The organism is Paraburkholderia sp. BR10141, from assembly GCF_056155635.1.
The window spans coordinates 305,884-326,256 of record NZ_JBMIQH010000001.1; the positions used below are offsets into that span (position 1 = coordinate 305,884).

At 66.1% G+C, this 20,373-nt stretch carries 17 protein-coding genes; 6 read left to right on the plus strand and 11 right to left on the minus strand.

Annotation, left to right across the window (positions count from 1 at the left end; translation table 11 throughout):
• The first annotated feature begins 74 nt into the window (after positions 1 to 74).
• A complete protein-coding gene (hpnN, locus tag ACOJB8_RS01475; RefSeq protein ID WP_475010712.1) occupies positions 75 to 2,702 on the plus strand; it encodes a hopanoid transporter HpnN in 2,628 nt (875 codons plus the stop codon).
• Positions 2,699 to 3,754 carry an MlaA family lipoprotein gene (locus tag ACOJB8_RS01480; RefSeq protein ID WP_475010714.1) on the plus strand — a complete coding sequence of 352 codons (1,056 nt, stop codon included), beginning with the start codon at positions 2,699 to 2,701 and terminating at the stop codon, positions 3,752 to 3,754. The genes hpnN and ACOJB8_RS01480 overlap by 4 nt, the downstream gene beginning before the upstream one ends.
• Positions 3,755 to 3,857: 103 nt before the next feature.
• Here ACOJB8_RS01480 and ACOJB8_RS01485 read toward each other — a convergent pair whose 3' ends face one another.
• The 8 genes from ACOJB8_RS01485 to ACOJB8_RS01520 form a co-directional block, all read right to left on the minus strand.
• Complete coding sequence (locus ACOJB8_RS01485; RefSeq protein ID WP_069261559.1) at positions 3,858 to 4,343, minus strand: acyl-CoA thioesterase; 486 nt, start codon at positions 4,341 to 4,343, stop codon at positions 3,858 to 3,860.
• A 117-nt stretch (positions 4,344 to 4,460) separates the two neighbouring features.
• Positions 4,461 to 5,126 (minus strand): phosphorylase, encoded by a 666-nt coding sequence (locus ACOJB8_RS01490; protein WP_342947166.1) that lies wholly within the window; start codon positions 5,124 to 5,126, stop codon positions 4,461 to 4,463.
• 53 nt (positions 5,127 to 5,179) lie between these two features.
• Entirely contained in the window at positions 5,180 to 7,147 is a 1,968-nt protein-coding gene (gene shc, locus ACOJB8_RS01495; protein WP_475010945.1) for a squalene--hopene cyclase, read from the minus strand.
• Between the two features lie 47 nt (positions 7,148 to 7,194).
• Entirely contained in the window at positions 7,195 to 8,463 is a 1,269-nt protein-coding gene (gene hpnE / locus ACOJB8_RS01500; protein WP_069261558.1) for a hydroxysqualene dehydroxylase HpnE, read from the minus strand.
• Positions 8,463 to 9,314 (minus strand): presqualene diphosphate synthase HpnD, encoded by an 852-nt coding sequence (hpnD, locus tag ACOJB8_RS01505; RefSeq protein WP_342946839.1) that lies wholly within the window; start codon positions 9,312 to 9,314, stop codon positions 8,463 to 8,465. Before hpnD ends, hpnE begins: the two co-directional genes overlap by 1 nt.
• 280 nt (positions 9,315 to 9,594) lie before the next feature.
• Entirely contained in the window at positions 9,595 to 10,539 is a 945-nt protein-coding gene (locus tag ACOJB8_RS01510) for a sensor domain-containing diguanylate cyclase (protein WP_069261556.1), read from the minus strand.
• On the minus strand, positions 10,536 to 11,159 hold the full coding sequence (locus ACOJB8_RS01515) for a chemotaxis protein CheC (protein WP_069261555.1): 624 nt from the start codon (positions 11,157 to 11,159) through the stop codon (positions 10,536 to 10,538). The genes ACOJB8_RS01510 and ACOJB8_RS01515 overlap by 4 nt, the downstream gene beginning before the upstream one ends.
• The gene (locus tag ACOJB8_RS01520; protein ID WP_028202798.1) at positions 11,152 to 11,520 is read right to left on the minus strand and encodes a response regulator; all 369 of its coding nucleotides are present in this window, start codon (positions 11,518 to 11,520) and stop codon (positions 11,152 to 11,154) included. The genes ACOJB8_RS01515 and ACOJB8_RS01520 overlap by 8 nt, the downstream gene beginning before the upstream one ends.
• Before the next feature lie 615 nt (positions 11,521 to 12,135).
• On the opposite strand from ACOJB8_RS01520, the gene ACOJB8_RS01525 reads away from it, so the two are divergent.
• Both ACOJB8_RS01525 and ACOJB8_RS01530 read left to right on the plus strand, forming a co-directional pair.
• A complete protein-coding gene (locus ACOJB8_RS01525; RefSeq protein ID WP_342946840.1) occupies positions 12,136 to 14,415 on the plus strand; it encodes a hybrid sensor histidine kinase/response regulator in 2,280 nt (759 codons plus the stop codon).
• Positions 14,416 to 14,580: 165 nt separating this feature from the next.
• Positions 14,581 to 15,300 carry a hypothetical protein gene (locus ACOJB8_RS01530; RefSeq protein ID WP_342946841.1) on the plus strand — a complete coding sequence of 240 codons (720 nt, stop codon included), beginning with the start codon at positions 14,581 to 14,583 and terminating at the stop codon, positions 15,298 to 15,300.
• Between the two features lie 40 nt (positions 15,301 to 15,340).
• On the opposite strand, the gene ACOJB8_RS01535 is transcribed toward ACOJB8_RS01530, so the two are convergent.
• Complete coding sequence (locus ACOJB8_RS01535; protein WP_069261867.1) at positions 15,341 to 15,895, minus strand: NADPH-dependent FMN reductase; 555 nt, start codon at positions 15,893 to 15,895, stop codon at positions 15,341 to 15,343.
• A gap of 362 nt (positions 15,896 to 16,257) precedes the next feature.
• Complete coding sequence (gene arsC, locus ACOJB8_RS01540) at positions 16,258 to 16,611, minus strand: arsenate reductase (glutaredoxin) (protein WP_475010717.1); 354 nt, start codon at positions 16,609 to 16,611, stop codon at positions 16,258 to 16,260.
• A 485-nt stretch (positions 16,612 to 17,096) separates the two neighbouring features.
• On the opposite strand from arsC, the gene parA reads away from it, so the two are divergent.
• Entirely contained in the window at positions 17,097 to 17,759 is a 663-nt protein-coding gene (gene parA / locus ACOJB8_RS01545) for a ParA family partition ATPase (RefSeq protein WP_042271984.1), read from the plus strand.
• A gap of 24 nt (positions 17,760 to 17,783) precedes the next feature.
• Positions 17,784 to 18,863, plus strand: coding sequence for a ParB/RepB/Spo0J family partition protein (locus tag ACOJB8_RS01550; protein WP_069261551.1), 1,080 nt, complete (start codon positions 17,784 to 17,786; stop codon positions 18,861 to 18,863).
• A gap of 137 nt (positions 18,864 to 19,000) precedes the next feature.
• On the opposite strand, the gene ACOJB8_RS01555 is transcribed toward ACOJB8_RS01550, so the two are convergent.
• Positions 19,001 to 20,359 carry a replication initiation protein gene (locus ACOJB8_RS01555; RefSeq protein WP_069261550.1) on the minus strand — a complete coding sequence of 453 codons (1,359 nt, stop codon included), beginning with the start codon at positions 20,357 to 20,359 and terminating at the stop codon, positions 19,001 to 19,003.
• Between the last annotated feature and the right edge of the window lie 14 nt (positions 20,360 to 20,373).

The window sequence follows — 20,373 nt, forward strand, 5'->3', positions numbered from 1 at the left end:
GCCGGGACGGGCGGGGCCGGTATACTTGTGCGTTTCGCGTCAAAGAACCTAATTGACAGGGCCCCCTCGCCTGTATGCTGAAGCCATTCATCATTAGCCTCGTCGCCTGGTCGGTGCGCCGCGCGGCGTGGGTGATCACATTTGCAATCGTGCTTGCCGTGCTCTCCGGCGTATACGTCGCGAGGCATTTCAAGATCAATACCGACGTCAGCGGTCTCGTCGAGAACACGGCCGAATGGGCCGCGTTGAGCGAAGCCAAGGACAAGGCGTTCCCGCAGCGCGCGAGCTCGCTGCTCGTGGTCGTCGAAGCCGACGCGCCCGAACTCGCCGACGCCGCAGCCGACAAGCTCGCGCAAGCGCTCAAGGCCGACTCGCGCGAATTCAGCGCCGTCTCGCAGCCCGCGGGCGGCCCGTTCTTCCAGCACAACGGCCTGCTGTTCCCGTCCACGGCCACGGTGCTCTCGACCACGGGCCAGCTCGTGCAGGCGCGCCCGCTCGTGAACCAGCTCGCGAAGGATCCGAGTCTCGCGGGTCTGGCCGGCACGCTCACGACCACGCTGCAACTGCCGCTCACGATCGGCCAGATCAAGTTGCCGCAAATGGCGAATCTGCTCGGCAGCGCCGCCACCGTCGTCGACGAGGTGCTCGCCGGCAAGCCCGCGGCGTTCTCGTGGCGCGCGCTCGTCGACAAGGACGCGGCGACGAAGCCGGCGTTCGCCTTCATCACCGTGCAGCCGGTGCTTAACTTCGGCGCGCTCAAGGCAGGCGCAAACGCGTCGGAAGCGATCCGCGCGACCGCCGCCTCGCTTCATCTCGACAGCGAATTCGGCGCGCGCGTGCGCCTCACGGGCGAACAGCCGCTCGCCGACGACGAATTCGCCTCGGTGCAGGACGGCGCCGCGCTCAACGGCGTGATCACGATCATCGTCGTGCTCGCCATCCTGTGGCTCGCGCTGCGCTCGGGCAAGCTGATCGGCGCAACGCTCATCACACTCGTGGTCGGTCTGGTCATCACGGCCGCGCTCGGCCTCATGATGATCGGCTCGTTCAACATGCTCTCGGTCGCCTTCATGGTGCTGTTCGTGGGGCTAGGCGTCGACTTCGGCGTGCAGTTCGGCGTGAAGTATCGCGAGGAGCGCTTCCAGGACGAGCGGCTCGACGCCGCGCTCCTCAAGACCGCGCGGACCATCGGCGTGCCGCTCACGCTCGCGGCGATCGCCGTGGCCGAAAGTTTCTTTTCCTTCCTGCCGACCGCCTACAAGGGCCTCTCGGAACTCGGGCAGATCGCGGGCGTGGGCATGTTCGTGGCATACGTGTGCAACATGACAGTGCTGCCGGCGCTCATCCGCGTGTTCAATCCCAGGGGCGAGCGCGCCTCGCCGGGCTTCGCGTTCCTCGCGCCCGTCGACAAATGGCTCGCCGAGCATCGCAAGCCCGTGCTGATCACCACGCTCGTTATCGTGGTGGGCGCGACGCCGTTGCTGCTGCATCTGCGCTTCGACTTCAATCCGTTGCATCTTAAGGATCCGCATACCGAGTCGATGGCGACGCTGCTGGCGCTCAAGAACTCGCCCGTCATCTCGATCAACGATGTGAGCGTGCTCGCGCCGTCGCTCGAAGAAGCCGACAAGATCGCCGCGCGGCTCTCGAAGCTGCCCGAAGTCGCTCGCGCCACCACGCTCAGTTCGCTGATTCCCGACGATCAGCAGCAAAAGCTCATGCTGATCTCGAGCGCCGCGCAGCAGCTTCTGCCCGCGCTCACGCAGCAGCCGTCCTCGCCCGTAACCGACGAAGTGCGCGTACAGACGCTCAAGCGCGCGGCCAACCAGCTTTCGCTCGCCGCGAGCGACCACCCGGGGCCGGGCGCGGCCGAGGCGAACCATCTGTCCGACTCGCTCAACAAACTCGCGAACGCGAGCCCGGCCACGCGCGACCGCGCGGAAACCGCCTTCAGCCTCACGCTCAGGCTCGCCTTCGCGCAGCTCGCGCGCCTGTTGCAGCCCTCGGAGATCACGCGGGAAAACCTGCCGCCCGAGATGGCGCGCGACTGGGTGGCGCCGACCGGCCAGGCGATCGTGGACGTCGCGCCGCGCGTGCCGCCGGGCGTCGATCCCAACGACGATGTGATGCTCGCGCGCTTCGCACACGCGGTGAAGGCGGCGGAGCCGAACGCGATCGGCGGCCCGATCTCGATCCTGCACTCGGCGAACGTGATCATCCTCGCGTTCTTCCAGGCAGCGGGGTGGTCGGTGCTGCTCATCACGGCGCTGCTCTGGATCACGTTGCGCAATTTCGGCGACGTGCTGCGCACGATCATTCCTCTACTGGTATCGGCGCTCGTTACGCTCGAATTGTGCGTCGTCTTCGGAATTCAGCTAAATTTCGCCAACATCATCGCGCTTCCCCTGATGCTCGGCGTCGGCGTCGCGTTCAAAATCTACTTCGTGATGGCCTGGCGCGCGGGGCAGACCGGCCTCCTGCATTCGAGCCTCACACACGCGGTGCTTTTTTCCGCCGCGACCACCGCCACGGCGTTCGGGAGCCTGTGGCTATCGCATCATCCGGGCACGTCGAGCATGGGCAAGCTGCTCGCACTGTCCTTGTTCTGTACGCTGATAGGCGCCGTGGTCTTCCAGCCGGTGCTGATGGGCAAGCCGCGCGCAAAACGCGCGAGATCGGAAACTCAGGGGATCGACCAATGAAGAAGAATCAAGCCGCGCTCACCATGGCGGCGGCGAGCCTGGCGCTCCTCGTGACGTCGGGTTGCGCCACGGGCCCCGACCGCAAACCGGGCGATCCGTTCGAGCCCGCGAATCGCGCAATTTTCACGTTCAACGACAAACTCGATACCTACGTCGCGCAGCCGGTTGCCAAGGGCTACCAGAAGGTGACGCCGCAGCCGCTGCGTCAGGCGATCACGAACTTCTTCTCGAACATCGGGGACGTCGACAACTTCGCAAACAACGTGCTGCAGCTGAAGATCACCGACGCCGTCCAGGATCTGATGCGCATCGCGATGAACACGACCTTCGGTCTGGGCGGCCTGATCGACTTCGCGACGTTGGCGGGGCTGCCCAAGCACCATCAGGACTTCGGCCTCACGATGGGCCACTACGGCATGCCGGCCGGCCCGTATCTCGTGCTGCCGCTGTTCGGGCCCAGTTCGGTGCGCGACGGCATCGGCATGGCCGTGGACGTGAAGTTCAACGTCATCAACTACTTCGAGCCGGCGGTGCGCAACCCGATGTATCTCGCGCAGTTCATCAGCGCGCGTGCGGACCTGCTCGGCGCAACCGACCTGCTCAAGCAGGCGGCACTCGACCCGTATTCGTTCGTGCGCGACGCCTACCGCCAGCAGCGCGAATCGCTGATCCGCGGCTCGCGCGGCAACAATGCGCCGCTGCCCGATTACGGCGAGCCGGGCGGCGAGGCCGCACCGAACGAGAACGGGGCACCCCATTACGAAGACCCGGGCGAGTCGGGCGGTGCCGGCGGCGCAGGTGGCACGGCGGCCCCCGGCGCTTCGAACAATGGTCTGCCGAATTACGAGGATCCTGGCGAGGGGAGCGCGACGGGCGCTACCGGGGCTGCTACGACGGGTGCGGCCGCGGCTGGCGCGGGTCCGGGTGCTGCTGCGGCGGCCGGCACGGCGGGTGTAGCCGCGGCAGCCGCTTCCGCACCGGCGAGCGCATCGGCGCCTGTCGCGGCTTCGGGTGCGACGGCAGCGCCTGTGAAGCCCGCATCGGCGCCCTGAACGCAACATAGGGCCGCCCGTATGCGGGCGGGCGGCGTATCAATGCAAAAAACCCGGCAACCTTTCGAGGTTGCCGGGTTTTTTATCGCGTCGCGAGCACCGCTCAATGCACCGAAGCGTCCTCGCTCTCGGCCTGGCGTTCGGCCTCGTTCGCCGCCGCCAGCGCCGTGGCATCCGCCGTCGTCTGCACGGTCTGGCGATAGCGCTCGTAGGCTTCGTCGGCGTAACGGATACGCTCGCGGCCGTGCGGGGCCGGCACGCCGTCGGCGCCGAGGTTCACGAACACCATCTTTTCGATCGTCAGGATGCTCTTGCGCGTGATCTTGTTGCGCACTTCGGCGCGCAGCGTGATCGACGTCCGGCCGAAATCCGTGGCCGTGATGCCGAGCTCGATGATGTCGCCCTGACGCGCCGAGCTCACGAAGTTGATCTCCGACATGAACTTGGTCACCACGCGTTGATTGTCGAGCTGGCAGATCGCGTAGATCGCCGCTTCTTCGTCGATCCAGCGCAGCAGGCTGCCGCCGAACAGCGTGCCGTTCGGATTCAGGTCTTCAGGCTTGACCCACTTGCGAGTATGAAAATTCATGGCTGGCCACTCCCCGATATGTGATTTGTCCCCAGCTCGCAGGAACGAACCTAGGGTTAACACTGAGATGTTACCAGAGATAGGGGTTTACCCTAGTTTTTCAATAACCGGGCAGGGTCATTTCGGGAAAAAAGCGCCGGCGGCCGTCAACACCTGCCGCGCGGCGCTCAGCGACTGGCGTGCCGCTTTCGCGTCCGCCGCCACGCGCAGCAGGCCGCCCAGTTGCGCCGGGTCGCGCGCCAGTTCGCGCAGGACCGGGAGCACCGCCGTCGTGCCGTCATCGCGCAAGCCGGCCATGGCCGCTTTCGGCAGGCTGCGCCACGCCGGATCGACGATCGCGCGGCACACTGCGAACGGCACGCCATGCGCGGCCGCGGCGGCGGCGGCCAGGTGCGATTCCATATCGACGGCGAGCGCTCCGCACGCGCTGAACAGCGCGGCCTTGTCCGCCGCACCGGTGAGCGGCGCGGCAACGGCTGCCTCCACGCCGCGCCGGGTTTTCGCGGCGAGCGGCGAGGCCATCAGCGCGTCGGCCATGCGTGCGCTCCAGGCGGCGTCGGTCGCGACGCGCCCGAACGGCCCTTCGATCGCTTGCGCGATCACCAGCGTGCCAGGCTCGAGATCGGGTGCAAGACCGCCCGCCGTGCCGAAGCTGACGATGGCCGCCGCGCCGTCCTCGAGCGCCGCCGCAAGCGCGCTCTGCAGCAGATCGGCGCGCGCGGCATAGACGGCGCGTACGCCATCCTGGCCTTTGCCCGCGGCAATGCTCGCCTCGAAGGCCATGCCCGTTACTGCGATCACGGGCAGGGCGCGCGCCTTGATCCCGGCCGCCGCGCTCACAGACCGACCGTGACGCGCGTCACGCCCGCGCGCTTGAGGTTGCGGTAGCGCGCGAGCGCCCACAACGGGAAGAACTTGCGATAGCCGTGGTAGCGCAGATAGAACACGCGCGGAAAGCCCGTGGCCGTGAAGCGCGTTTCGTCCCAGAGGCCGTGTTCCTGCTGCGTTGTCTGCAGAAACTCGATGCCGCGTGCCACCGCCGGATGATCGACCGCGCCCGCGGCCATCAGGCCGAGCAGCGCCCAGGCCGTTTGCGAAGCCGTGCTGGTGGCGCGCTCGTAGCCGCGGTATTCGAGCTTGTAGCTCGTGCCGTCTTCGCCCCAGCCGCCGTCGTCGTTCTGGATCTGCACGAGCCATTGCACCGCGCGCTTCATGCGCGGGTCGTCGTGACCGAGACCGGCCGCGTTGAGCGCGCACAGCGCCGTCCACGTGCCGTAGATGTAGTTCATGCCCCAGCGACCGTACCAGCTGCCATCGGCTTCCTGCTCTTCGAGCAGATAGTTGTACGCGCGGCGCGCGTGCTCGCTCGCGGCCGGCAGCTCGCCGAGCTGCGCGAGCATCGAGAGGCAGCGGCCCGAGACGTCGGCGGTCGGCGGATCGAGCAGTGCGCCGTGGTCCGAGAACGGGATGTTGTTCAGGTAGTACTGCGTGTTCTCCGGCTCGAACGCGCCCCAGCCGCCGTTGCTGCTTTGCATGCCGACCACCCATTCGCGCGCGCGGGCGATCGGGGCGTCGTAGGCATTCGTGTTGTCGAGCTTGTCCACGCGGTCCATCGCGGCCACGACCACGGCCGTGTCGTCGACATCGGGGTAGTGCGGGTTCGCGTACTGGAACGCCCAGCCGCCCGGACGCACCGCCTCGCGGCGCGAGATCCAGTCGCCGCGCACGTCGAGAATCTGCAGCGGACGCAGCCATTCGAGGCCGCGGCGCGCGGCTTCCTCCGCGCGGGCGTCGCCGGTCTCCAGCAGGGCGTGCGCCGCCAGCGACGTATCCCACACCGGCGACAGGCAGGGCTGGACGTACGCTTCCTCCGTGTGGACCGTCACCAGCTTTTCGAGCGACTGGCGTGCGATCGCGCGGTGCGGATGATCGGCGGGATAGCCCAGCACGTCGTACATCATCACGGCGTTGGCCATGGCCGGGAAGATCGCGCCCAGACCGTCCTCGCCGTTCAGGCGCTCGTCGACGAACGCCACCGCGGCGTCGATCGCGCGCTGGCGCAGGTAGGTCGGAAAGAGCGGATCGGTCACGCGCAGCACGCCGTCCACGGCGCGGAAGAAACCGAACCAGCCCTTGCTCTGATGCGGGGAGCGGGCGTTCAGGCCCACGCTCACCGGCGCGCCGCGGAACAGCTCGTCGATGCGCACGCCACGCGGGTTGCGCGCCACCGGGCGCTTCGCGCCCAGCACGAGCAGCGGCACGATCACCGTGCGCGCCCAGTACGACACCTTCGACAGATGGAACGGGAACCACTGCGGCAGCAACGTGATCTCGACGGGCATCATCGGGACTGCGTACCACGTCACCACGCCAAACAGCGCGAGCAGGATGCGCGTGAACACGTTGACCTGCTCCGCGCCGCCCGCCGCGAGAATCGCCTCGCGCGCCCGCACCATGTGTTCGGCGTCTTCGGCGTCGCCGATCATCTTGAGTGCGAAGTAAGCCTTCACGCTTGCGCTCACGTCCATCGCGCCGTCGGTGAAGAGCGGCCAGCCGCCGTCCGGCAGCTGGATGCGGCGCAAGTAGCGCGCGATCTTCTGTTCGAGTTCTAGGTTCGCGGTTTCGCCCAGGTAATGCACGAGCAGCACGTATTCGGCCGGGATCGTGGCGTCCGCTTCGAGTTCGTAGACCCAATGGCCATCGGCGCGCTGGTCGGCGAGGATCGCATCGGTCGCGCGCACGACGGCGGCGTCGAGCATGGCGAGCGGTGCGGCCGTCTCTTCGGCAAACGTGGGGGTGGGCATCGCCACGCCCGGCGTGGCGACGCCGAGCATGTCCTGGGATAAATCGTTCATCTACGTTCCAAATTTTCGGTCAGGAGCAGCTCGGCGGCCTTGCGGCCCGAGCGGATCGCTCCTTCGATCGTCGCGGGCAGACCGGTAGCCGTCCAGTCGCCTGCAAGCATCAGATTGTTCCAGCGCGTGCGCGTCGCGGGCCGGCGCCATTCCTCGTCGGGCACCGCGGCGAAGGTCGCGCGCGCGTCGGCGCACACGCGCCAGGCAGGCATCGGCTCGAGCGGCAGCGAGGCCGCCTCGGCCACGTCGGTCCACACGCGGCGCGCGATCTCCTCGGGGTCGAGGTCGAGCACGCCGTGCGCGTCGTGGATCGTCGCCGACAGGCGCCCCTCGGCCGTGCACAGCCAGTGGGCCGTGCCGTTGACGAGCGCCATCGGCGTCACGAGGCCCGGCGGCGCCGGCACCGCGTAGTGCACGGTGACGATCGCATTGTGGCGCTGCGGCGCCTGCAGCGCCGGCACGAGCGCCGCGGCGGCCGCGCCGGGCACGGCCAGCACCACCGCCTCGTCGGCTGCGAGCGTGATGCGCCCGTCTGGAAAATCGAGTGCGGAGACGCGGCCCGCCGCGTCGTCGTACTCAATCTCCCTGAGCGGCGAGTCGAGGCGGATCGCCGCGCCGCCGTGCTGAAGCATGCGCAAGGCCGGATCGACGAATGCGCTGGAAAGGCCCCCGCGCGCCGCCAGCGGCCGGAACGACTCGCCGCCCGCCGCGAGCGACTCGCGCAGCATCGCGCCCGCCAGCTCCGCGCTGCCCACGCGCGGCTCGACATTGAGCGCCGTGAGAAAGAACGGGTGCAGCAGCCGGTCCCACAGCACGCCTTCGCAGCGCATGGTCTGCGCCATCGTGCGGCCCGGCTTGGCGAACAGGAGCGGCAGCAGCCCCAGATAGTCCGCGGCGCGCGTACCCGGTACTCGCGAGCGCGAGTCGCCGATCCAGAACGGCATGCGCGAACGCGAGAAGCGCACCGTCCAGCGCGAGCCCGCGGCGATATCCATGAACGCGAAGCCCGGCTCGGTGGGGCCGGAGAGCGCGTCGCCGGCGCCGATCGTGCGCACGTACTCCAGCGTGCGCGCATGTCCCGCCAGCACCAGATGATTGCCCGTGTCGAGCGTCGCCGAAAGCGTGCGGTCGTAGTACGAGCGGCAGCGTCCACCTGCCTGGCTGGCGGCCTCGTAGAGCGCCACCTGCACGCCGCGCCGCTGAAGCCGCACGGCCGTCGCGAGGCCCGCAAGCCCAGCGCCGATGACGTGGACTAGCCGAGGCATCAGAACAGCGCGTAACGCGCGACGATCCACATGAGCCGTGCGCGCGGCTTGCTGACTTTCGTGCGCGGCAGGTCGAAGCCGCGATCCACGGTGCGCTCGAGCAGCACGCGGTAGACGCCCGACATGATGCGCGGCGCTTTCACCTGCGCGCGCGGCGCGGCGTCCATGATCGCGTCGGCCTGCGCGAAGTGCGCGCGGGCGCGCTGCACGAGCGTCTCGCACACACGCGGCAGCGACGGGTCGGCGGCGATCGTGTGCGGATTGCCCGCCGCGATCCCTTCGCGCGCGAGCAGTTCGCGCGGCAGATAGCAGCGGTTGATGTCCGCGTCTTCGTCGATGTCGCGCAGGATGTTGGTGAGCTGCAGCGCGCGCCCCAGATGGTGCGACAGCAAGCGGCCCGGCTCCTCCTGCATCCCGAAAATTCTCACCGACAGCCGGCCTGCGGCGCTCGCCACGCGGTCGCAATACAGGTCGAGCGTGTCCTCGTCGGGGGCGCAGATGTCCTCGGCGGCGTCCATGGCCATGCCGTCGATCATCGCGTGAAAATCTGCGCGCTGCAGCCCGAACGTATGGATATGGCGCGTGAGCGCCGCGAGCGAGGCGCGCGGCGTGCCCGCATAGCACGCGTCGACGTCGGCGCGCCATTGGTCGAGCCCCGCAGCGCGCTCGGCGCGCGGCAGGTCGCTGTCGGCGATGTCGTCGACAGCGCGGCAGAAGGCGTAGACCTGATACATGGCGTCGCGCTGCGCGGGGGGCAGGATCCGCATCGCCAGATAAAACGAGCTGCCCGACGAAGCGGCGGCAGCGTCGGTTTGTTGTGTATCGTCCACGACGAGATTGGAAACAGCCAAGACGATCTCCGCTGGGGGCGCCCTCACCGGGCGTTCGACTCTATTCGGGCCCGCATTGCCGCGGGTCGCCCGCGCGCGCGGACACGCGCGAGGCACCCGACCCTTAAATTGCTTGCCGGGAGGCGTGCAAGGCCGGAAACGGGCAAAAGTATATCAACCTTTGGGCAACCCGCGCAGGGCCGTCAGCGCCTGGGGACCGCAGTGGAGGCATGGCCGCGCAGCCCCGGAGCATGGGGCGATGAGCCGGATTGAGGCGGGAGCCGTTTGCGCCCGACTCGGATCAGGCGAGCGCGACCGAGCGGTTGCGCCCCTGGCGCTTCGCCGTGTAGAGGGCGGCGTCCGCCTCGTTGATCATGCCTTCGTAGTCGGGCGCACCCGTGCGCGCCGTCGCGGCGCCGACGCTGGCCGTCACGGGCACGATCACGCCTTGCACCTCGATCGGCTCGTCGGCGATCGTGCGGCGGATCTTCTCCGCGACGTAGAGCGCGTCGTCGAGCGGCGTGCACGGCAGGAGCAGCGCGAATTCCTCGCCGCCGAAGCGGCCGAACACATCCTGCTTGCGCACCACGCCCGACACGCGCTGCGCCATCGAGCGCAGCACCGTGTCGCCGGCCACATGGCCGAATTCGTCGTTGATGCGCTTGAAGTGGTCGAGGTCGAACAGCAGCATCGACAGCTCGCCGCCGTAACGCTGCCAGCGCAGGAATTCGTCGGCGAGGCGCGTTTCGAAAAAGCGCCGGTTCGCGATGCCGGTGAGACCGTCGCGGTCGGCGTATTCGCGCAGCTTCGCCACGGCGTCCTCGCGCTCGCGCTGCATGACGCTCACGTGGGTGACATCGGAGATGGTCACGCACACGGCTACTACGTCGCGCCCGCGCATGAGCGGCATGAAGGTGCAGTCTTGCTGCATGTAGTCCACACCGCCCGTGATCGGCCGGTCATGGTCGAACTGGAACAGATACGGGCGCTGCTCCCACGAGCTGAACGCAAAGCTGCCCAGCTGGAACACGCTTTCCACCTTGCGCGTGAGCCACGCGCGCGGCAGGTCCGGGAAGCGTTCGAAGATGGAGCGGCCGATCACGTCCTCGGCGGTCACGCCGCTGTGATCCTGCATGAAGCGGTTCCAGCTCAGCACGTTCATGTCGCGATCGACCACGAATATGCCGAAGCCCACCCGTTCGACAACGAGGTCCGCTAGTGTTGGCAACCCGGCTGGCTCGTTCATAGGCTATGTAACAACGCGTCGATGGCCCGGCTCACGACATGGATCGACTCCTCGGCCATCAGCATGACGAGGTGGGCGCGAAAGCGCTGGTCTTCCAGCGCGAAATTGACTTCGACGAGCAGCGCGACGTCCCAGGCGAGCAGGCCCGGCTGGAACACCTCGTCGAGCATGATCGCCTCGCCGAGCAGGCCCGGCTGCGAAAACACCGGCATGCGCCCGAGCTGGTCGAGCATCGACGACACGCACGCGCCCGTGAGCGCGTTGGCGACGTCGAACATCAGCTCTTCCTCGGTGAGGGCATCGTCGCCGATCGTCGCGTAAGGTCCGCCGACCAGGCTGCCAAGTTCGGCGATCTCGCCGCTTCGGCAGATCACCAGCGCCTCGCCCTTGATTTCCGAGCGAAAGCCCTGGCGCACGGCCGCAACCGGGCCGTCGATACCGGTCATCTCGCGCAGCGCCGCCGCGGCCTCGGAGACGGCGACCACGCGCACGCGCGGCACCGACAACTCGATGAAGGCGTTGAGCAGCGCCGACAGACGCGTCGCGGCCTGCCCCATGCCGAGATTGGCGATCTCCTGCAGCGCGTCGCGCTGGAGTTCCGTGAACACTCGATCAGGCATACAACCCGTACTCCTTCAGGATGGGCAGCAGCGCCTCCTGGGTTACCGGCTTTGCGACGAACGCCGCCGCGCCGAGTGCCTGCACGCGCTCGCGGGCACGAGGCTGGACGTCCGCGGAAACGACGATCACGAACGTGTTCAGGTCTTCGTGCTGCAACGCTTCGAGGACCTGGAAGCCCGTCAGGTCGGGCATCGTGAGGTCGAGGAACATCACAGCCGCACGACCGGCGCGGTAATGGGCAAGCGCTTCGTGTCCGTTCGACGCGTACGAAATCGCCACGTCCCAGTCCTCGGGCAGCGCCTTCGTGAGCACCTTGCGGGCTAACAGCGAGTCATCGGCGATCACGATGGGCAAGGACATGGATATGCTGAATGAGTGTGCGTTGGACGGAGTGCGTTTCGACGGATTAACGGCGGCGCGCGCAATTACTTTAGGGAGACTTCAAAGAAAATTGCGAACGGGCCGAATAATTCGTAACGCATAAACGGACCCGCGCGCTGGTGCGACGACGCAACGCGCATGGCTGCGCCGTTGCCCAATGGCTACCGGCAACCCGTGCGCCGGTGTGAAGGCCCTCGTCTGCATGCCTGCAGCCACCCCATAGCATGGCCATGCGCCGTAATGGCGAGCGTGGCGTTCATGCGAATGCGTTATTTATCGTGTCCGGGATTCTCGAATCAAATTGAATCAAATGCAACTCGCCGTTAATCATTCGACGAACAAAATCGACTCATTCTGGCTAATTTATGGAAATAAATTATCCATCCCTTAAATAAAGAACGTTGATTATCCCTTTGTGGTACGTTTGCGCTTCGCCGATTTTCGCGAATTCGGCATTCAGCGAGAGAAAACCCCTGGCGGCCTGCCTGACCGACGATGCTTGCGGCGCACGGGGTATGCGCTGGCCGTCGGGGCGTCATCGCGGTCGTTTATCATGTCGACTGCCCCGCCGCCTTTTCCCTGCTTTTCCGTACGATGATTGCTGACCGGCCCGAGCGGCCAGACGAACGCATACCCCAGCCACCCCCTGCCGACGACGCGCCGTTTCCGGCCGCGCCGGGCCACGACTTCACGGTACGCCGGCGCACGCTGCTCGCGCTGCTCGTCGCGGCGATCGTGCTGCCGTGCCTCTACGTCGCCGCCATGGCGTACAACGACTTGCGCGCGCGCGAAGCCGACGCCACCGACACCACGCTGCGCACCGTGCGCGTGGCCGAAGAGCACGCGCTCAAGGTGTTCGACATGAACGAGGCGCTCGATGCTCGCGTAGTCGACCTCGTGCGCGATCTGAACGACGACGGCATCCGCGCCAGCGAGCCGCAGATCCACGAGAAACTCGATGCCATCGGCGGCGGTTATCCGCAAGTGGCCGCGGTGTCGATTTTCGGCACTAACGGCGACCTGCTCGCGAGCAGCCGCTATTCGCCGCCGCCGACCATGTCGATCGCCTCGCGCGACGACTTCGCCGGCATCCGCGACGGCCGCGTGCTCGACCACGTCTCGCGCGTGATGCAGGGCCAGGTGAGCGGCGAGACCGTGTTCAACATGGGCGTGGCGCGCCTCGACGAAGCCGGCGGATTCGCGGGTCTCGTCTCGGTCGCCTTGCGCCCCGGCTATTTCAGCTCGTTCTACCGCGACCTGCTCGGCTCCGGCTCGCCGATGTCGCTCGGCCTCGTGCGCAGCGACGGCACGATCCTCGCCTTCGATCCGCCCCCGCGCGTGGACGGGCCCACGATCACGCCGCACTCGCCGCTGGGCGCCGCGCTCCAGCGCGGCACGGAGTCCGGTGTCGTGCGCATGCATTCCGCGCTGCTCGGCAGCAACGTGATCCTCGCGTTCCGGCGCGTGGGCGCGTACCCCGTCTATGTGACCTGCGCGTATCGCACGCCCGCGATCTGGGCGGCGTGGTACCGGCACCTGAGCGTGCTCATCATCTCGATGTTCGTCCCGTCGATTGCCCTCTGGTGCGTGATCTGGCTGTCGCTGCGGCGTCTCGCCGCCGAAGAGGAGGCGTGGGAGCGCTGGCAGGCCGAAGCCTCGATGCGCCGCTCGATCGAATCCGCCTACCGGCAGTCGCGCAAGATGGAAGCGCTCGGCAACCTCGTGGGCAGCGTCGCGCACGACTTCAACAACCTGCTGATGATCGTCTCGGCCAACGTGCAGATCGCGCGGCGGCGCGGCGCGGCGGGTTTCGAGCGCGAACTCTCGGCGGTCGAGCGCGCGCTCAAGAGCGGCCAGTCGCTCACGCGCCAACTGCTCGGCGTGGCGCGCAAGCAGCCGCTGCGCAACGAGACGATCCACGTCGGGCGCTGGCTGCCGGCGGCCCGCGAACTGCTGCGCGCGTCGCTGGGCGCGAAGGTGTCGCTCATCGTCGAAGTCGACGACGACGTGTGGCCCGTGCTCGTCGATGTGGCCGAATTCGAGCTCGCGCTCATCAATCTCGCGGTGAACGCGCGCGACGCGATGCCCAACGGCGGCCGCTTCACGGTGCGCGCGCGCAACATCAGCTTCCGGCCCGACGAAGGCTTCCCGCTCGACGGCGACTTCGTGCACGTCACCCTCGAAGACACCGGCACGGGCATGCCGCCGGACGTGCTCGCGCGCGCGTTCGAGCCGCTCTACACGACCAAGTCGAAAGGCACGGGCACCGGCCTCGGGCTGCCGCAGGTGTTTGCGTTCTGCGAGCGCACCGGCGGACTCGCCGCGATCGACAGCGCGATCGGCGCGGGCACGACGGTGCATCTGTATCTGCCGCGCTCGCTCGCCGAGCCGCCTGCGCCGCGTCCGAGCGAGCCGCGCGAGGAGAGCGCCGAGGTGCAGCATGGGCTGAACGTGCTGCTCGTGGAGGACAACGACGAAGTCGCGGCCGGCACCGAGGCGCTCCTGCAGATGATGGGCCACCGCGTGACCTGCGCGAGCGACGCGGCGAGTGCGCTGGAACGCGTCGAAGCGCCGCCTGCCGAGGGTGAGCCCACGCCGCGCTTCGACCTCGTGCTTTCCGACATCCACATGCCGGGGACGATGAACGGCATCGATCTGGCCGAGGCGCTGCAGGGGCTCGAGCCGGACCTGCCCGTGATCCTCGTGACGGGCTATGCGGAGGAGCTCGAGCGCACGCGCAATGCCGATGTGCGTGTGCTATCGAAGCCGTTCGACATCGCGCTGCTGGAGAAGATGCTCGAGGCGATTCGCGAGGACCGCCAGGCGCGCGCGAAGCGCGAACACGATGCGACGCTCCCGAGCCCGCGAGCATGACAAGTCGCAGGAACACGCTTCGCGGCACGAGGCTTGCGACAGCCAGCACGACCCGCAGAATCAGGCGGTTAGACGTCGCGCGCAGCATGCGCCAACCGATGCACGAGCAAAGCACAATCGGCGCATGATGTAAGCAGGCGTCGCCATCTGGCGAAGGAGGCTGCCATGAAACAGACCGTGACCGGCGTTTTCCAAACCTACGAGGAAGCACGCCACGCGCAGGACGCGCTGCTGCAGCGCGGCTTCGCGGCGGGCGACATCGACCTGCCGGCGCGCACCGAGGGTGTGCTGGCCGGCATCGAGCGGCTCGTGGGAAGTTTTTTCTCGTCGACGGGCGATGCGCGTCGCACCACCGAGGCCCAGACGGGCATGACGCCGCCGCCGGGCGAAGCGGTGCGCATCGGCGTGCATGTGAGCGACGAGGCGCACGCCAACCTCGCGTACGAGACGCTGCGCGAAGAGCATGCGACGGAAGTCGCGCTACGCGGCACGCCGTGGGCATGGCCCGCGACGGACCGTCCGGTCGCGCGCGAGCACTCGGCGCTCGACGAACTGGGTCTCTCCGAATTCGCCGATGCCATGCGCCGCCGTGCCGCGCAGACCGAAGCCGCGCGCGAACAAGCCTCCGTTGACCCGACCGTCGAACCCACTGTCGAACCGATGCGGCCGACGAGCGAGGCCGAAGCGACCGTGCTCACATCGGCCAGTGCACCGGGCGCTGGTGCGGTGATGGGCGCGCATCATGTGGACGTTCCTGGCGCACCCGAAGCGACGCGACCCGCAGCAGGCGTCGCGCCGCAAATTCCGGACGAATTCCTCGAATACGAGGAAGATACGCCCGAGCACCACAAGGACATGCCGGGGCAGCGCCGAACGTTGCACTGAAGCCCCTCGCGCAAATGCCGCGTGGGTTGCGTTTCAGGCGTCAGCGGCCGAGCTGGCGCTTGACCCAGGCCACGTACGTATCGACGAAGCCCTGCAGGAACTTGCGGGTGTCCTCGTTGACGATCTCGCCTTTCTCGTTAACGCGGCTCGGGTCGTGCTTGATGAACATCTCGGGCTGACCGAGCAGCGGGACGTCGAGATAGGCGAGCACGTTACGCAGATGTTGCTGCGAGAGCGCTGTGCCCGTTGCCCCCACCGACGTGCCGAGCACCGCGCCCGGCTTGCCGCGCCACGAATTCGTGCCCCACGGCCGCGAACCCCAGTCGAGTGCGTTTTTCAACCCGCCCGGAATCGAGCGGTTGTATTCGGGCGTGACGAACAGCAGGGCGTCGACCGCTTCGATCTGTTGCTTGAAGCGGCGCGCCACCTCGGGATAGTCGGCGTCGTAATCCTGGCTGTAGAGCGGCAGCACGCCGATGTCGAGATACTCGAAAGTAAAATCGGCGGGTGCGAGCGAAGTCACCGCGTGTGCGAGTTGCCGGTTGAATGAATCCTTGCGCAGACTGCCGACTACCACTGCGATCTTGTAGGCCATTTCGGTTTCCTCGGAAGCGCGCGCGAAGCGCAATGGAAGGAAACGTCATCATAGACGTATGCGCCTTCCGGCGATGCGCAGACGCTCGCTCGGGTCAGCCCGATATCGGGATCGGCGAGGCGTTGTGGATAACCGTGGGTAACGCGAATTTATCCACAGATTTTGGGCATAAGCTTGTGGACAACTTGCGCGAAGAGCCGATGAACACGGGCCTCGCGTCGGATTCGTCTGCAGGTTAGCAAAGATGCAATTTCCATGCGTGCATGGTAAGGATTGCACCTCGTCCATGCACGCGGGCGCCTGCGCTCGCGATTCGCTCGCTTTTGGCGCGTAAGTAACCCAACGCATGCATCCCGGCGAAGTCAGCCAAACAGTGCGGCAATGTTTTCGGTCGGGCGCCCGATCACGGCGCGGCCATCGCGCACGACGATGGGTCGCTGCAGCAGAATCGGATGCCGCACAATTGCTTCGTAGAGCTGATCATCTGTAACGCCAGGCGCATCGAGGCCGAGTTCTGCGTACTCGGTTTCGCCGGTGCGAATCATGTCGAGCAGCGGGCAGCCCAGCATCGCGTGCAGCGCTTTGAGTTGGTCGACGGTGAGCGGTTGTGTCAGGTATTCAATCACCTCGACTGACTCGTTTGCCGTTGCAGTGGATACCCGTTCGTAAGCCGCGCGGGACTTGGAGCAGCGGGGGTTGTGGTAGATCGTGATCATGACGCCGCAATTGCGAGAGAGGAGTGGTGGTGGGTGAGCCTCGGTGAGACTGGGGCCTCGCTGCGATTTTACCGGGGGGCGCGCTGGCACGCGTAGGCCGCTTCTGCGGACCATTCCTGACTCTTGGTGCCGAGGTTTGCTGCCATGGGGGCGCATGTGGATTCGCGGCGAGATTTTCCGGTCGCGCTTTGTGTGCGACGGGGATAGCGATGGAGTGAGGCGCGGACTTTATGCGCATAAAGCCGTGAGTTGCGCCGATGTCATCGTCCGGTGTGCCCGTTAGCAGATCGACGCCATGCATCGAAGGCATTGCCGAGGCAGATTTCAGTGCCGCGCGCTAGCGGCGTTCCCACGCCCCTGTGCGAGCTTTATGCGCATAAACCTTGTCCGAATGGCTAATTCGACTGCAAATTACGCCAAAAATCATTGAACTGAAAAACATTCCAGGTAAAATCCCAAGCTAATAGCAAAAAGGAGAATACCAATTGGCAGCAGAGATAATCGCAGTCACGCAGCAAAAGGGCGGGGTCGGCAAAAGCACGATCGCGATGCATCTCGGCGCGGCCTTTCACGAAAAGGGGAAGCGGGTTCTCGTCGTGGATGCCGACGGCCAAAACACGCTGGTCCATTGGGCCAGTGCGTCAGCCGATGGGGACACCGGCATCCCGTTCCCGGTCGTCAATCTTTCCGAAGCCGGTGGCCAGATCCATCGGGAGATCAAGAAGTTCGTCAACGACTACGACGTGATCGTGGTGGACTGCCCGCCGTCGATCACGGAAAAGGTCTCGGGTGTGGTATTGCTCGCTGCCACCGTCGCCGTCATTCCGACTTCGTCTTCTCCGGCCGACTACTGGTCGAGTGTTGGTCTCGTGAAGCTCATCCAGCAGGCTCAGGTCATGAACGAAGATCTGCGCGCGGTATTTCTGCTGAACAAGACCGAGGAGAAGCGCATGCTCACCCGCGAGCTGAAGCGCGCCCTCGAAGAGCTTGGTTTCCCTCTGCTCAGAACGCAGATTCCCACACGTGAGGCGTACAAGCAGGCGATGGCCTTGGGCCAGACCGTTCTGCAAATGAACGATCGCGGCGCTCGCCTCGCCGCGGTGGAAGTGCGCGCATGCGCCGACGAGATCGCGGCCATGCTCCCCTGACTTTATGCGCATAAAGGACCCTGAATGAAACCCTCCCAATTCGCCAAAGGCTTTCAGGCTCGTCCGGATACGACGAGCAGCGAGAAGCGCACTGCGCTCGACCGTCTCAACGCCATCGACGGCCTCGTCCAGGACAAGCCAAAAACGCGCGAAGTTGCTGGGCGCTCGAGTCAGCCTGCGCTTGTGACCGGCCTTGAACCTGCCGTCGAGCCGATTCTCGACGATGCGCCTGGCCTCGAAAATGAATCGGTCGAATACCGCACCTGGCGCATCGCTCAAGGCTACCGTCCGGGGCAGATCATCGAGTTGCCGCTCAAGGACATCAAGCCGAGCCCCTTCAATCCGCGTCACTTCTATCTGAAGGCATCGATCGCTGAACTCGCTGTCAATCTTGCGAAGCAAGGGCAACAGCAGGCGATCCATGTCATTCCCGACTATGCGGCGCCGGGCAGCTACTACGTGAGCGATGGCGGCCGTCGCGTGCGGGCACTGAAAGAAGCGAACAAGGAAGTCGTCAAGGCAATCGTCGTCGACCTGCCGATCGGCATTCAGAGCTACAAACTCGGTTACGACCTGAACGTCCAGCGCGATTCGCAGACCGTTTTCGATAACGCGGTGGTGTGGAAGCGATTCATCGACGAAAAGCATTTTCTGAGTCAACGTGAACTTGCCGACCACCTCGGCCTCGACGAATCGACGGTGGCGGTTGCGCTATCGATCGGCAAGTTGCCGGAATCGGTCATGCAGGAAATGGTGGCACGCCCGGACCGCTTCGGCTCGAACATGGCCTATCAGGTCGGGCGCTATCACGGCGCGCGCGGCACCGATGCCACGCTGCGTCTCATCAACCGCATCGTGGCCGACGACCTCAGCACGCGTCAGGTAGCGGATATCGTGAAAGGCCGGGCGAGCGCGCAGGAAAGCCCGAAACCGGCTGGGCGGCAACGCTACGCACAACGGCTGGAGATCAAGCTGGACGGTGTCGCCGTGGGCGACTTGAAGTCTTATGGCGACGACCGGCTCGAGTTGCGCCTGAAGGGACTCACCAAAGATCGACGGGACGCGATTCTTCAGCAGATCGAACAGATCCTGAAAACGAAATAACCTTGGAAAATGTGTCGACGGCTGCCACGCACTGGCGGACCGTCGACGATTGAGGCACGAACGTTTCATGCCTCACAATCGCCCGAACGGTCACACCCTCACCGCCCCGCATTGCACGGGCCGGCCATAACTGATGCTCAGGCAGCGCGCGTTTGGCTCAGCGTGAACGCGAGCAGATCGCCGTCGGTCGGTTCGCCCCAGGTCTTGCGCGCGAGCCAGTCGAAGAACGCCGTATCGGCCAGTTTCGATTCCAGCCCGCGACGACGCCAGTCGTCGCGCAAATGCGATCCCAGTCCCGGCAGTTCATCCGTCTCAAACGACTGACGCGCCAGTTCACGCTCCATGTCGCCCTGCTCCTCATAGAGCGAGCGCGCTTCCTTGCGCCGATACGCCGCGTACTCATCGAGCAGCCGCGCCTTCGGATCGTCGGCTGAGACCGCTGCCGCCGCACCGCGGCCAACGGCCGGTGTGGCGCCTGCCGCGGTCTCGACCGGCGGCGCATAGCCCTTCTTCAACGCGTCCTTGAACAGCGCCGCGGCGCTGCGCACCGGCGGCAAGCTCGTACTGCGCATGCGCTGTTCGGTCAGCTGCAACGCTGCGCGAATGCGGTTTTCCTCGCTGTCGGCGTAAAGCGACTGCGCTTCCTTGAGCGGAATCCCGATCTTGACCATGCGGTCGACGAGCGTGCTGTCGAACACATTCGGATGCTCGTCGAGCGCGAGCATCGGCTGTTTGCGCTCGGTCACGCGAAACTGGATCTCGGCGACACGGCGCCCTTCGCGATGCTCGATCAACTCGACGAAGATGTTCGTCACCGCGTTGACTTCGGCAATTGCGGGCCGCAGATAATCGCGCTTGAAATACTTGTACTCGCGTTTGGCTTCGTCCCCCGCTTCGGTGTCCGGGGTACCGGAAAGGATTGGGCGCCACCACTCCCAGGTCTCGCGCATCGTCAGATGGCTGGGGTTGGTCAGATAGCGCACGCAGATCTCATAGAGCGCCAGCCCCGCGCTGCTGCGCAACTGACTCTGGAACTGCAGGCTCAGGCGGGCGTACTGGACCGGATCCAGCAGCTTCTTTTTGATCTTCGGCGCGAACGAGAACTCCACCCAGACGCGACGGGTTTGCGGATCCTCGAGAATTTCCGCGTCCGCAATCAGCGTGGAGATGCCCCACTTGCGGCCGGGCTTCTGGCTCGACGTGCCCTGGCTCCATTCGACCTGCACCGACACCATGCGGCGCAGATGCTCCTTTACGAGCGCCGTATCGTTCGAATCGAACGCCGAGTTGGCGACGATGTCGGACAGTAGCGCACGGTAGGTATCACCTGACTCGTCGGCCTGCTGGGCGACGGCCAACAGGACATTGAACAGCTTGCGGGTCAGCAGGGTGATCTTGCCGCTCTTCGGCTGGATCGCGATCGCCTCGACGGCCTTGCGCAATTCCGCCGAGCTGGGGCTTACCACATCGGTCTTTTTCACGCGCTTCGTGGCCATGCGTCGGGTCGAGA